This window comes from Natronorubrum halophilum (genome assembly GCF_003670115.1).
In the GTDB taxonomy this organism is placed as follows: Archaea; Halobacteriota; Halobacteria; order Halobacteriales; family Natrialbaceae; genus Natronorubrum; species Natronorubrum halophilum.
Map to the genome: position 1 here is coordinate 264,435 of NZ_QQTY01000001.1, position 13,959 is coordinate 278,393.

Here is a 13,959-nt window from a genome sequence, read left to right on the forward strand (position 1 = left end):
GTAAATCCGAGTGGTTGCATACCTCGAGCGCTCTCCGAAACGGTTCGTGGATCTCGGGAACGGTCCGCGAGTCGCCTACGCGCGCCGTCGCAGTAGCTCTCGGACCGATTCCTCGACCGAGTGGTGCACCTCCCACCCGAGCGTCTCGGTCGCTCTCGAGGTGTCGACCGCGAACTCCTCGACCATCGTCTCGGCGCTCCGCGGGTTCTCGACGAGTTCGACGTCGACCGTCTCGCCGAGTTCGTCGCGAGCGAGGTCGCGGACCGTTTTCGCGACCGCCATCACGGACGGATCCTCGTCGCCGGCGATCTCGTACGTCTCGGTGCCCGTTTCCCCGTCCGCGAGCTGTTCGAGCAGCCGCTCCGCGCTCCGGACGTAGGCCCTCGCGACGTCTTTGACGTGGACGAAGTTGCGCGACTGCGTCCCCGGTTCGTACACCGTCAGCGTCTCGCCCGCCGCCGCCCGCTCGACGAAGAAATTAATCACGGTCGGTTTCGAGACGACGGTCCCGTCGATGACGTGATCCCCGTAGAGGTTCGACTTCAAGAGCAGGTGTGCGGGGAACGAGCCGTCGGCGAACGCCTCGATCGCCCGTTCGCCGAGGAGCTTCGTCCGCCCGTACCAGTTCATCGGATCGCGCGCCAGATCCGCGGTGATCGGGAACGTCTCGGGATCGCCGAGGACGGCCATGCTGTACGGGAACACGAGCGCCGCGCCGGTCTTCCGACAGAACCAGGCGACGTTGTTCGTCCCCGTGACGTTGACTTCGTACGCCAGATCGGCGTTCTCGTCGCAGTCGTCGACCCCGCTGACCGCCGCGAGGTGGAAGACGATGTCCGCCCCCTCGAAGCGTTCCTCGAGCCGGTATCGATCTCGAACGTCCACGTGGTCGATGTCCACGTCCTCGACGGAGTCAACCTGCCCGCGGTACTGGTTGTCGAGCGTGAGCACGTTCCACTCGGGATGCGTCGCCCGGAGTTGCTGTACGACGCGGCTGCCGATGAACCCGGACGCGCCGGTGATCGCGATCGTCGGTTCGTCGCGAGCGGTCGTCGGTCCGGTCACGCCTCGATCACTCGCGTTCGTGTTCGTCGCAGTCGGTCCGCGAGTTCGCGAACGCCCCGTCGAACCGTCCACTCGGTCTCGAATCCCGTCTCGGCCAGCCGATCGAAGTTCACGTGGTAGGACGGTCCGGGATGTTCGTCCCCGAGGTAGGTGATCTCGAGGTCGCGGTCGAGTTCGTCGCGGACGATTCTGGCGATGTCGGCGATCCGGTAGTTCTCGTCGTTCGAGCCGACGTTGTAGACCAGTTGTGGCCACGACTCGGGCTCGAGGGCGGCGTGTGCGTACGCCCGCGCGGCGTCCTCGACGTGGATGAACGGCCGCCAGTTGCGGCCGTCGCCGTACACCGTCAGCGGGCGGTCGGTCAGCCCGCGGAAGACGAAGTGGTTCACGACCAGGTTGAAGCGGACGCCCGGCGACCAGCCGTAGTTCGTACTCATCCGCAACGCCGTGCCGTCGATGCCGTGGTCATCGATCGCTTCGGCGAGCAGCTCCTCCGACTCGACTTTCGACGCCGCGTAGGGGTTGATCGGATCCTGCTCGGACGTCTCCTCGAGGTTCCTACTGGCCGCCTGCCCGTAGTTGTTACACGACGACGCGAACACGACGGATTCGACATCGAGCTTCCCGGCGGCGGTGAGCACGTTCTCCGTCCCGTCGCGATTGACCGCGAAGGTCTCGTCACGGCGGTCGTGGGTCGAGGCCGCGCCCGTGATCGCCGCCAGGTGGATGACGCTGTCGACGCCGCGCATCGCGCGTTCGACGTCGCCGTATTCGCGAACGTCGCCCCGGTGGAACCGTAGCGAACCGTCGATACACCCGCGGAGGGTTTCCGGGGAACCCGACGCGAGCGAGTCGAGGACGACGACCTCCTCAACCCGCTCGTCCTCGAGTAACTGCGGGACGAGCGCGCTCCCGATGTAGCCACAGCCCCCCGTTACGAGGACGCGCATGCTACTCGGCCTCTGTATCGACCGGCTGTGTTTCATCGGACGACGATTCCTCGGCGTCGGAAGCCGTTTTGGCCGCCTCGTCTCCGGTCAACACGTCCGGCAGGAACCGGTCTTCGTGCGCCTCGATCGTGTCGTCGTACTCGCCTATCGTTCCGAGGACCTCCCTGACCCCCTCCTCGAACGTGGTCGACTGACCGTCGATCAGGTCGACGTACCGATCGTTCTCGATCTCCATCTTGTGGGTTTCGTCCTCCTCGCGGGGGTTTTCGAAGTGTTCGACGTCGACGTCGAGATCGAATTCACCGGCGACGTCGGCGATCGTCTCCGCGACTTCGACGATGCTGATCGCCCGCGTCACCTGATTGTAGACGACGTGATCGTCGGGTCTCTCCGCGGGATCGGAGAGGGCCAGTCGCGCCAACCCTTCGACGGCGTCCTCGAGCGCGATGAAGGGTTTGCGCTGCTCGCCCCGTCCGTAGACGGTCATCGGGTACTCGGCGACCGCCTGGGCGCAAAACCGGTGGGCGACCACGCCGAAGTAGTAGTCGAAGTCGAACCGGGTTGCCAGGCGCGGATCCGCGGCCGTCTCCTCGGTTTCGCTCCCGTACGTGATCGCCGTCCGAACGTCCGAGATCGGAATGTCGAACTGCGTGTGCGCGAGACGCATGTTGGCCGCGTCGTGGCTCTTGGTGAGGTGGTACCAGCTCCCGGCCATCGCGGGGAACGGAACCTCGTCGCGTTCGCCCTCGTGCTCCATCGTCGCCCCGCCTTCGGGGATCGGAAACTCGGGCGCGCCGTAGACGCCGGTCGTCGTCGTCTCGATGAAGTGCGTGTCCGTGAGTCCGTGTTCCTCGAGACCCCACAGCAGGTTCCGCGTCGCCTGCATGTTGTTGTGCTGGGTGTAGTTCGCTCGCTCGCCGTTGATCTGTGAGTACGGTGCCGACGGCTGTGCGGCGGTGTGGACGATCACCGACGGTTCGTGGATCGACAGCAAGCGGTCGACGGTCTCCGTATCGGTCAGGTCTCCCTCGATGAACGAGAGGTTCGCGCATCCGTGTACCTCCTCGGCCGCCGCGAGACGCTCGGCCATCTCGGCCGCGGGCACGGCGCTCGTCGAACCGACGGAGTCGACCCACTCTCGTCTGGCGAGGGTGTCGACGAGAACCACCCGATCGGTCGTCCGCGTCGCGATTCGAAGTGCCGTCGGCCATCCGATGTATCCATCGGCTCCCGTAACGAGTACGGTCATGGTATAGTGACTCGAGTCGTGAGTAAGTAACAAAAGTCCCCTGTTCGTTCAGCGATTGTACGGGAACCGTACTTTCGGCGGCGAAGTTTTCCGTCAGGTACAATCCGATTACCCGGCCCGTAACGCCTTCGACGAACGGAGTCGTTCGGTCGCCGGCGGACGCCACACGGCGGACCCTATTTGCGCTCGCCGACACCGTTTACAGAATGAAAACTGTTGACTCGAGGCGACCGATCACGGCCGAGCGCAACTCACGACGGTGCTACGAGGGCTTACTTCATGCCAATATACGGAACACTTGGCGACAACCGAACGTTTCTCCGAGGGGTTAATATTCGATACCGAGTTACTCAGAACTCGAGTACCATGGGTACAGAGAAACAGCAGAGTGAAGACGGAGACCGACAACACTCCGACCACCTCTCGAATGTCGACGACGGATGCGGCTGCACCGAAATCTGGGAACGCCTCAGCGAGATCCGGGCGTCCGAGTAGTCAGTCTCCGGAGTTGGAACTGGTCTCGAACCATCGAACGTCGCGCCGAGGTCGGCCTCGATGTCGCCGTTGAACGCGGCTTATTCACCAGGACGTCGCACACTCCGTTTCGAAGCTCTCAGTTCCGTTCCGCGCCGAGTTCCGATCCGCGTCGGTCGCTTGTCGCACGAGCAACAGCCGCCCCACCGTGAGCGTCCGTTCGTGATAGCGGTAGCCCACGACGAACGACGCGCCGTTTTCGAGCGCGCGACGGCGTTCGATCCGCGGGTTCGACCACCCCGATAACAAGGGATTATTCGCGAGTTTCGCGTTCGACAACCGTCGCTAACGAGCCGTCCCAAACACATCGGAACGAAAAAGTTTATTCTTCGATCACAGAAATCAGATCGCGATGAAGGTCTCCGTCGTCATCTGTACCTACGCAATGGATCGCTACGACGTGTTCTCCAAATGCGTCGACAGCGTCCTCGCCCAGACGTACGATCCACTCGAGGTCGTCATCGTGGTCGACGGGAACGACGACGTCTTCGATCGTGTCCGTACCGATTACGCCGCTCACGACACGGTGAACGTACACTGTAACGATGTGAATCAGGGCATCTCCTACAGTCGGACTCGAGGCGCCGAACTCGCGACCGGCGACGTCGTGGCGTTCATCGACGACGACGCCGTCGCCGAGGACGACTGGGTGGCACAACTGGCTCGAATGTACGACGAAACCGATGCGGTCGCCGTCGGCGGCCACGCCAAACCGGATTGGGTTACCGAAAAACCGGACTTTTTCCCCGAAGAGTTCTACTGGCTCGTCGGCTGCGACGAACGCGGGATGGGCGAGCACATGGAGGAGTTGCGGAACACGTACGGCTCGAACATCTCGTTTCGCCGGGAGGTGTTCTTGAACGTCGGCGGCTACGACGAGAACACGGGTCGACACGGCGATCGACACATCCAGGCCCACGAAGCGCCGGTCTGTATCCGGATGGCGAACAAGTACGGGAAGGGCGTGGTGTACAACACGGAGGCCGTGGTACACCACAAACTGTTCGACTATCGCGGCGACTTCCGGTGGCTCGTGTTCCGGTCGTTCTGGCAGGGCTACTCGAAGCGGATCATGGACCTGCTGCTGCCCGAGGCGTCGGGTGATAAAAACCAGTATCTGAAACGACTCATGCTCGAGTTCGTTCCGTCTCGCTTGTCGGATCTCGTGCGGAAGCCGTCGGGACCGAAGGCGAAACAGTTGGTGTCGATTCTGGTCTTCACCGCGGCGGTCGGGTTTGGGTATCTATACGGGCTTCTCGAGGTGGAGCGCTCGGAGTTGACCGCCGATCGTGAGGCTGTGGCAGAGGTCTAATGGTCTCGGATTGTCGTCGCGGTGAGTGGGCTTCGCTTACTGCTCGAGTCGCGGGATCCCATCTTCGAGGTCCGGCTCTCGATTGCCGATGAGGTACTCTCGGTAGTAGCCCAGGCCGCGGACGCCGGTGAGGGTTCTCGAGAGCGCGCCGAACGCGAGACGCTCACCGCGCGGGAGGTTGTGATCTGGGGACTTGATACCGCTCGGTCGAGGCGGAATGCTGGGTGTACCGTAGCGGGCGGGATGATAGCGCTGGAGCTGGCAGAGGCCGCGACCGACACGGAGATCTTTCTTGACGAGCGCTTGCAGCGAGTTTCGCGTCGGGTGAAACATGGTGACGTCCTCGGCGAAGTGCATGTCGTAGCTCGCCTCGTGGACCCGATTGCCGAACTCCTTGTCACCGCCGGAGACGAGTCGATAGTCGAACAGACCGACATCCTCGAAGACTTCGCGGCGGACGAAGAGACAGCAGGTCGGGGCGAAGTGCTGGCGCTCGATGTATTGTTCGATGGGGAAGCCAGTGTGGTGATCGTAGCGGGCCGCGAGTGTCGGGCTTTCTGGGAGGATGAGGTCGACGTTGCAGCCCATGTAGTCGGCGTCTGTGGTTTGGAAGGTTTCGAGGGCGGACTCGAGCCAGTCTTCGGGGACGGTCATATCCGCGTCGACGAACGCGAGGATATCACCGGTTGACGTCTGAATGCCAGTGTTTCGAGCGGCGTACGAGCCCTGCCGCTTGGCCTCGACCAGTACCCGTGCATTGTCGACGTCATCAAGACGTTCCTCAACAACCGTTTGCGTCCGGTCTGACGAGCCGTTGTCTACGACCAGTAGTTCGTACTCGTCTCCGGGAAGCGACTGCGAGCGCAACGATGCGATCGTTGTCGCAACTCCGTCTGGATCGTTGTAGACGGGAACGATAAGTGAGATTTCGGCCGATGAGGGATTCATACGCTTCATTCGGCGGAATGGTCTGAAAAAATCACCGTTACTGCGGGTATACGGGAAGCGAGTTCATACCGACTGCGTTCCACGGACTAGTCGGGATACCTCAATAGTATCGTTCCGGCCGGAAATAACCGTCAACAGATCAGCAGCGGCCAATCTGCAAGTTTTCGTGATCCTAGGGATACGTCAAATCGATACATACTTTCCTGTCGAACGGAATTCTTACCGTTATATGTCCTCTCCGAACGTGCTCTTGATTGTTCTTGATAGCGTTCGTGCCCGAAACACCAGTCTTCACGGGCATCACTGCGAGACGACACCTGTTCTCGACCGCTTCGCAGAGGGGGCGACTCGGTATACGCAGGCTCGCGCACCCGGAATTCACAGTATTACCAGTCACATCAGTCTGTTCACCGGCCACGCCGTTGCACAGCATCGAGCGACCGACCACGGCGTCTCGCTCAAGTCGGGCCACACTGTCTGGGAGACGCTGGTCGAACAGTACGACTACGAAACCGGACTCTTCACGCCGAATTCGATCGTCTCTGAATCGTCGAATCTCGCGGAGTTCTTCGAACATTTAGTTGGCCCGAAACGCCGGATCGAGGCATTCCCCGAAGCGATCTCGCCCCAGGACGTTTCGGGTAATCCGTCCTACGTCGAATACGTCGCTGAGTGTCTCCGTGATGACCGACCGCTCCGATCGATCTGGAACGGGCTTGCTCGCTTGACCGAATCCGGATCGCTCGCGCACTCACCGTCCAAAGAACACGGCGGTATCTATACGGACGAATTGCTCGAGTGGATCGATAATCGGACCGGACCGTGGGCGGCCTGTCTTAACCTGATGGATGCTCACTATCCCTATGTTCCGGACGACAAGTACAATCGATGGGGGGGACAGAAACTCCGGGCAATTCAAGACGACATTCCAGATGGTCCGCTCGTCAACGCCGGCTTCTTCGAGGACAGGCCGTGGTGGCAACTCGCGGTCCTCGAGACGATGTACGACGGCTGTATCAGACAGGCTGATGCACATATCGGCAAGTTGTTGACGGGACTTCACGATCGCAACGCGTTCGATGATACCCTGATCGTTGTGACAAGTGATCACGGTGAAGGGTTCGGCGAGTTGAGCGTCGTCTCGCCCGGCGTGCGACTCGTCGATCATAACTGGGGGATTGATGAAGCGTTAACACACGTCCCGTTGGTCGTCAAGCACCCTGATCAACGGAACGGCGAGGAAATCACTGACCCAGTTTCGCTCGCCGCGTTCCCGTCGGTCGCCGAGCGGATGGTCGAGGGTGAGAGTAGACCATCATTTGTATCCGACAGGCCGGTCCTGACGACTTGCTATCGCCTCAAGGAACCCGACGAGTCGCTATCGATCCCTCGAGAGGACCAAGAGACGTACCTCGGTCCGTGGCACGCCCGCTATCGGACGGCTGACCAAGGAGTCGAGAAAGACGTTCATCACCGGGGAGCCGAGATGACCGTTCACGCACCCGATTCACGGTCGTCCTACAAGCGTTCACGCGAACCGGCGACCGACACCGTCGAATCGACGATTGCCTCTCTTGAACAGATAGATATCGTGGCTGGCGAGCAAGATATTTCGGACGACGTCGAAACCCGTCTCGAAGAACTCGGTTACCGATAAGTCATGATTTCGAACACGACCCGGACTATCATCAAGCGAGCGGGTGGCGAGGTGGTGCGTGGATGAGAGTCGGTCAACAGTCATTCGTCTACTTCCTTGCGAAGAACGCTGCGTACGTCGTCTCATTTCTGGCAGTGGTCTATTTCGCACGGCTCGTCGATCCGAGTACGCTCGGCATCTACTACGTCGTCATCGGACTCCTCTCCTGGTTACAGCTCCCCGGAAACATGGGAATCTCGTCAGCTATCAAAAAGCGGGTCAGCGAGGGGACCGACGCCAACGAACACATCACGGCAGGCATCATCGTCATCGGTACGCTGTTCGTCGTTACGGCGGGATTGCTGTTCGCGTTTAGTGAGTACGTAACGGCGTACATCGGTGCCGACGTGACGGAATATCTCGTCTTGTTACTATTCGCGGGCCTCAGTTATTCGATCGTTCAGGCCGTGCTTGAGGGCAGACAACTTGTTCACGTCTCTGGACTGCTCTTCCCGGTCAAAGTCGGCGGTAGAAGTCTTTTGCAGATTTCATTCGTGATCGCCGGATTCGGACTCGTCGGAATGCTTGCCGGATTCGCCATCGGCGTCCTCGCGGCCGCCGTGCTGGGAGCGACTGTATTGACGCTCCGACTCCGGCGACCAGCCAGACGACACTTCAAAAATATTGGCTCCTTCGCCAAGTACTCGTGGCTCGGTTCGGTTCAATCGCGGACATTCAACTGGATCGACATACTCCTCCTGAACGTCTTCGTCTCCAGCGCACTCGTCGGTTCGTACTCCGTCGCATGGAACGTCGCCGCGTTTCTCAATACGTTCGGCGTGTCGGTCAGCAGATCTATTTTTCCGGAGATCAGTAAATTATCGACTGACAACAGTATTGATTCGACGACCCACTTGATCGAAGACGCGCTCTCGTACGCGGGACTGATGCTAATCCCCGGATTTATCGGCGGACTACTCATCGGTGACCGGGTAATACGATTGTACGGGGCAGAGTACGTCACTGGAACGGCAGTTCTCGGGATCCTGATCGCAGCCTGTCTGGTTAACGGCTACCAGCGACAACTTCTGACGACATTCAACGCGCTTGATCGCCCCAATCTGGCATTTCGCGTCAACGCGGTCTTCGTCGCGAGCAACGTCGTACTCAATGTCGTGTTCATCACCCAGTTCGGATGGATCGGAGCGGCGTACGCAACATTGCTCACCGTTTCCGTCGCAACGTGTGCGTCGTTCATGCTCCTCTCTCGGCTCGTTACATTCTCCGTTCCAGTCACAGAAATCGCACGCCAGTGGATCGCTGCGATCGCAATGGGCATCGTCATCTACGTCGTGGAGCCGATGGTTTCCCCGCTCGAGGGAGCAATCCCATTCGGTACTACCGTCGGGACGATCATTCTCGTAGCGATCGGTGCGTCCATCTATTTCCTCACACTGATCGGAATCTCGAGAGAATTTCGGACGACCGTCGAACAGAACCTACCCGTAGACGAACCGTGATAAGAAACATTCCGATACATATTACTCATCGTCGCCGGATATCCCCAGCGTGAACCTGCTTCGACGCGCGTTTCGGAAGTACCGGATATCGGGTATCAGACCCGTCATCTCGGAGGCACAGACACTCATCTATCGCGACCGGATTCTGTCCGACCTGTTCGTCGAACGCTGGTTCGACCGGCTCAAGGCGGAGGGACGACTACTCACGAGGCCGGCACTTCGTGATCAAGCCGAGTGGACAGTGGGCCCGGCACCGCCGAACTCGGAAATCGTCCAGAAAGGGAGCTTGAATATCGGAGAGCCGTTCGCGAACAAGGAGACGAAAGCACTCACCGAACCGGCCGTGGCATCGTTCCCTAACGGTCGACTACTCGGTCCAGTAGGACTGGGAATGACTGAGGACGGAAACCTAATTACGGACACGATCGCACGACCGGAGAATACGGTTCGTCGAATCACCATCGGAATCGGGTCTCTCGCGGCCGAGAACGGGGTTCGTCAGACCCGGTCGACGTTGTTCGGAACCGGTCCCGAACCGACACGGCAGGTCGAGCGAGCGAGCGCAATTCTCCCCCTTTGGAACAACTACTACCACTGGACGGTCGAGTGTCTCCCCCGGCTCCGCTCACTCGAACAGTATGCAGCCGAGACCGGAACGAGACCGACCGTCTTCGTTCCGTCAGATATGTCTGGGTGGATGCTCGAGTGGCTCTCGATTCTCGGCTGGGAAACGCACATCGAACCGCTCCCGAACGAGACCGTCGAAGCGGAGCAGTTAGTCGTAACGTCACACCCTGAACCGATCCCGGCAGACTGCATGTGGCTTCGTGAACGCGGATTCGAGGCCGCCGACTGGGACGATGACGGTTCGAGCTCACGCCGGGTTTATATATCGCGGGCCGACGCGACCAGACGTCGAGTGAGCAATCGCTCTCGACTGGACCCGCTTCTCGAGGAGTTTGGGTTCGAATCCTACGTCCTCGGAGAGCTCACGGTTGCCGAACAGATTGGCCTGTTTTCCGAGGCCGAAATCGTTCTCGCACCACACGGTGCGGGTCTCACGAACGTCGTCTTTGGTAGGGACCTCTCCGTCGTCGAATTGTTCGGACCGAAGAAGAACACGACATTCTACCGGCTCTCGGACCTGTGCGGTCACGAGTATCGATCGCTCGAGTGCCCCTCAGACGGACTCGATATCGACGTCGATCTGGATGTACTACGAACAGTACTGGAGGACGTTACGGCATAAGTATGGAGAACACATGGCCCACGAACGACCTTCGACCGATGACGAACCGGTAGCTCCGTTAGCGTTATACTACCCGGCTAAAGAGAGGACCGCATGACCTCGCCCAACGTTCTCCTCGTCATTCTCGACAGCGTCCGAGCGGCGAACACGAGTCTTCACGGACATTACAACGAGACGACGCCGGAACTCGAGGCGTTCGCCTCGGAGGCGACGGTGTATACGCAGGCCCACTCGCCCGGCATCCATAGTATCGCAAGCCACGTGAGTATTTTTACCGGTTACGAAGTCGCCGAACACCGTGCAGTAGATCACACAGCAGAAATCGAACCGGGAACAACTATCTGGGAGGAACTCTCCGAGATTGGGTATCAGACGGGGCTCTTCACGTCGAACAGCGTCATCGCCGACGCATCATCGCTCGCTCAGTCGTTCGATGATGTGGATGGGCCATCAGCCTCTGCATACCCCTTTCCTGACGCACTATCACCCGATGAGTTGAGCGGTGAAACCGGAAAGTGGGAGTTTCTCAGGGCTGCACTCGGTAGCAATCAACCGGTCAGATCACTTTCCAATGGTGTCAGTGACCAACTCCGACGAATTCGCGGACCGTTGGTCGATCACGACGAGAGTCGCCAACATATCGACTCGTTTCTCGAGTGGACAGACGAGCGGACCCGGCCGTGGGCCGCGTGTCTCAACCTCATGGACGCCCACTATCCGTACCTCCCTGCGCCGAGATACGATCGATGGGGTGGATCTCGACTCCGAGAACTTCACGAGGAGATTAGGGAGCCACTGTTACGCGAATTTCTGGGTGGCCGACCCTGGTGGCAACTGGGTGCGTTCGAATCGCTGTACGACGGGTGTATTCGTCAGGCCGATGCGATTGTCCATGAGTTGCTCGACGCTTTGCGCGCCCGGGACGAACTATCGAACACTTTACTCGTCATTACGTCCGACCACGGCGAAGGATTTGGCGAACCGTGTGAGCTTGGAACCCCAGTTAGACTAATCGATCACAACTTCGGAGTCAACGAACAGTTGACACACGTTCCACTCATCGTGAGCCATCCCGGTCACGATCAGGGAGAGACAGTCGACAAACCGGTTTCGCTGGCCCAGTTCCCTGCTGTCGTGCATGCACAACTCGAGGGGCGCCATCGGACGTTCAAACGGGCTGATCCGGTACTCACCACAACGTATCGAATTCAGGAGCCCGGTGACGAACTCCCGCTGGAGGCGACCGATCGTTCTCCGTACTTCGGGCCGTGGCACGCGATATACGAAACTCGAGACGGCGTCGTTCGAAAGGACGCACTTCATAACGAGTACGATGCACAGATGGCGATTCCGAACGCCTGCGAGCGATCCGTCGTCGGCCGCGCCGATCGAACGCGTATCGAGGAAACTATTTCGTCTCTCGAGCCGGCGACAATCGTTTCCGGGCAGCAGCAGGTCTCGGACTCGATTGAACAACGGCTGAACGATCTCGGCTACATCCAATAACCCGCTGATTTCGTTCGAACACCGGTCAATCACTCGTGCATTCGTCAAGTATTCGCGAGCCGCAGTCAAGTGCGTTTTCCGAGATCGTGGACTATTAGACAGAGGCTAGAACGACGAGTCAGAACCCCGAAAACATATAATGTTCAAGAATAATCGGTAGAAACATGCAAGCAGTCGTCTTAGCCGCCGGAAAGGGCACCCGCCTCCGGCCGCTCACGGAAGACAAACCGAAGGTTCTCGTCGAGGTCGACGACACGCCCCTCATCGAGGACGTCTTCGATAGCCTCCTCGAGATCGGCGTCACCGAACTGGTAGTTGTCGTCGGCTACATGAAAGAAAAGATCATCGAGCGCTACGGCGACGAGTACGAAGGCGTGCCGATCACCTACGCCCACCAGCGCGAACAACTCGGACTCGCACACGCCATTCTCCAGGCCGAACCACACATCGACGGTGATTTCGTGCTCATGCTCGGGGACAACGTTTTCCGCGGGAACCTCGGCGACGTGATCAATCGCCAGCAGGAGGATCGCGCTGACGCAGCCTTTCTCGTCGAGGAAGTCCCCTACGAGGAGGCCTCCCGGTACGGCGTCCTCGACACCAACGAGTACGGCGAGATCGTCGAGGTCGTCGAAAAGCCGGACGATCCGCCGTCGAACCTCGTCATGACCGGGTTCTACACCTTCACACCGGCGATCTTCCACGCCTGTCACCTCGTACAGCCCTCGGACCGCGGCGAGTACGAGCTTCCGGACGCGATCGATCTGCTCATCCAGTCGGGGAGAACCATCGACGCGATCCGAATGGACGGGTGGCGGATCGACGTCGGCTATCCCGAGGACCGCGAGACGGCGGAAGAGCGGATCCGGGACCAGCGAGAAGCGCTCTCGGAGCAGTAGGCTCGTTTCGGTCGATCGAACGCTGGCTTCGAAAACGACTAACGATTCCGGACCGTTCGGGATGATATGAACGTCCTCGTGACCGGCGGTGCAGGGTTTATCGGCTCCCACATCGCCGAGGGACTCCTCGAGGCGGGCCACGACGTCACCGCCCTCGACGTCCTCGATCCCTACTACGACCTCGGCATCAAGGAACGAAACATCGACATCTGTCGCGATATCGCCCCCGACAGCTTCGAGTTCGTCGAGGGGTCGATCACCGACGAGGAACTGGTTCGAGAGCTCGTCTCGAGTCGCGATATCCAGTTCATCTACCATCAGGCCGCCCAGGCGGGGGTCAGGACCAGCGTCGAGAACCCGAAAAAGCCCCACGAGATCAACACGACCGGGCTTCTCAATCTCTTGCTCGCAGCCGACGATCACGGCGTGACCCGATTCGTCAACGCATCTCCTCGTCCGTCTACGGCGAGGTCGAGTATCTGCCGTACGACGAGGATCACCAGAACGTGCCACAGAGCCCCTACGGCGTCACCAAACTCGCCGCCGAACACTACTGTCGAGTCTGGGACGAGGTCTACGACCTGCCGACGGTCAGCCTCCGGTACTTTACGGTGTACGGTCCCCGGATGCGGCCGAACATGGCGATTACGAACTTCACCTCCCGCTGTCTGAACGGAACCGCACCCGAGATCTACGGGGACGGCCAGCAGACCCGGGACTTCACCTACATCGACGACATCGTCGGGGCGAACCTCGCGCTCCTCGAGACCGGCGCTGCGGACGGTGAGGTGATGAACATCGGGTCGACGGGGAACATCACGATCGAGGAACTCGCGGAATACATCATCGACGAGACCGGGGCCGACGTGGACATCGAGTACACCGATGCGAAGGAGGCCGACGCTCGCCACACGCACTCCGACGTGACGAAAGCCAGCGAGTTGATCGACTACGAGCCGTCGACGACGATCCGCGAGGGCGTCTCGCAGTTCGTCGGCTGGTACCGCGAGAACCGCGAGTGGTACGAGCCGCTCGTGTTGAACTCCTAGCGGTCGCGAACGGCGGCGATCGGACTCGAGGACGGACTTTCG

At 60.0% G+C, this 13,959-nt stretch carries 11 protein-coding genes and 1 pseudogene; 7 read left to right on the forward strand and 5 right to left on the reverse strand.

Annotation, left to right across the window (positions count from 1 at the left end; all coding sequences use genetic code 11):
- Positions 1-75: 75 nt before the first annotated feature.
- The 4 genes from DWB23_RS01235 to DWB23_RS01250 all read right to left on the reverse strand — a co-directional run bounded on the left by DWB23_RS01235 (position 76) and on the right by DWB23_RS01250 (position 4,047).
- On the reverse strand, positions 76-1,065 hold the full coding sequence (locus tag DWB23_RS01235; protein WP_121740995.1) for an NAD-dependent epimerase/dehydratase family protein: 990 nt from the start codon (positions 1,063-1,065) through the stop codon (positions 76-78).
- Positions 1,062-2,015, reverse strand: a complete 954-nt coding sequence (locus DWB23_RS01240; protein ID WP_121740996.1) for an NAD-dependent epimerase/dehydratase family protein — start codon at positions 2,013-2,015, stop codon at positions 1,062-1,064. Before DWB23_RS01240 ends, DWB23_RS01235 begins: the two co-directional genes overlap by 4 nt.
- 1 nt (position 2,016) lies before the next feature.
- On the reverse strand, positions 2,017-3,264 hold the full coding sequence (locus DWB23_RS01245; protein WP_121740997.1) for an NAD-dependent epimerase/dehydratase family protein: 1,248 nt from the start codon (positions 3,262-3,264) through the stop codon (positions 2,017-2,019).
- A gap of 579 nt (positions 3,265-3,843) precedes the next feature.
- Positions 3,844-4,047 (reverse strand): hypothetical protein, encoded by a 204-nt coding sequence (locus tag DWB23_RS01250; protein WP_162989719.1) that lies wholly within the window; start codon positions 4,045-4,047, stop codon positions 3,844-3,846.
- A 103-nt stretch (positions 4,048-4,150) separates the two neighbouring features.
- Here DWB23_RS01250 and aglG point away from each other — a divergent pair, with 103 nt between their 5' ends.
- A complete protein-coding gene (aglG, locus tag DWB23_RS01255) occupies positions 4,151-5,110 on the forward strand; it encodes a glucosyl-dolichyl phosphate glucuronosyltransferase (protein WP_121740999.1) in 960 nt (319 codons plus the stop codon).
- 36 nt (positions 5,111-5,146) lie between these two features.
- Here aglG and DWB23_RS01260 read toward each other — a convergent pair whose 3' ends face one another.
- Complete coding sequence (locus tag DWB23_RS01260; RefSeq protein ID WP_121741000.1) at positions 5,147-6,058, reverse strand: glycosyltransferase; 912 nt, start codon at positions 6,056-6,058, stop codon at positions 5,147-5,149.
- A gap of 229 nt (positions 6,059-6,287) precedes the next feature.
- Here DWB23_RS01260 and DWB23_RS01265 point away from each other — a divergent pair, with 229 nt between their 5' ends.
- The 6 genes and pseudogenes from DWB23_RS01265 (at position 6,288) to DWB23_RS01290 (ending at position 13,917) form a co-directional block, all read left to right on the forward strand.
- Positions 6,288-7,715 carry a sulfatase gene (locus DWB23_RS01265; RefSeq protein WP_121741001.1) on the forward strand — a complete coding sequence of 476 codons (1,428 nt, stop codon included), beginning with the start codon at positions 6,288-6,290 and terminating at the stop codon, positions 7,713-7,715.
- Between the two features lie 62 nt (positions 7,716-7,777).
- On the forward strand, positions 7,778-9,214 hold the full coding sequence (locus DWB23_RS01270; protein ID WP_121741002.1) for an oligosaccharide flippase family protein: 1,437 nt from the start codon (positions 7,778-7,780) through the stop codon (positions 9,212-9,214).
- Positions 9,215-9,605: 391 nt separating this feature from the next.
- Entirely contained in the window at positions 9,606-10,463 is an 858-nt protein-coding gene (locus tag DWB23_RS01275; RefSeq protein WP_162989720.1) for a glycosyltransferase family 61 protein, read from the forward strand.
- 93 nt (positions 10,464-10,556) lie between these two features.
- On the forward strand, positions 10,557-11,969 hold the full coding sequence (locus DWB23_RS01280; protein WP_121741004.1) for a sulfatase: 1,413 nt from the start codon (positions 10,557-10,559) through the stop codon (positions 11,967-11,969).
- A 164-nt stretch (positions 11,970-12,133) separates the two neighbouring features.
- Entirely contained in the window at positions 12,134-12,868 is a 735-nt protein-coding gene (aglF, locus tag DWB23_RS01285; RefSeq protein WP_121741005.1) for a UTP--glucose-1-phosphate uridylyltransferase AglF, read from the forward strand.
- Between the two features lie 66 nt (positions 12,869-12,934).
- Positions 12,935-13,917 (forward strand): annotated as a pseudogene (locus DWB23_RS01290) (GDP-mannose 4,6-dehydratase).
- Positions 13,918-13,959: the final 42 nt, after the last annotated feature.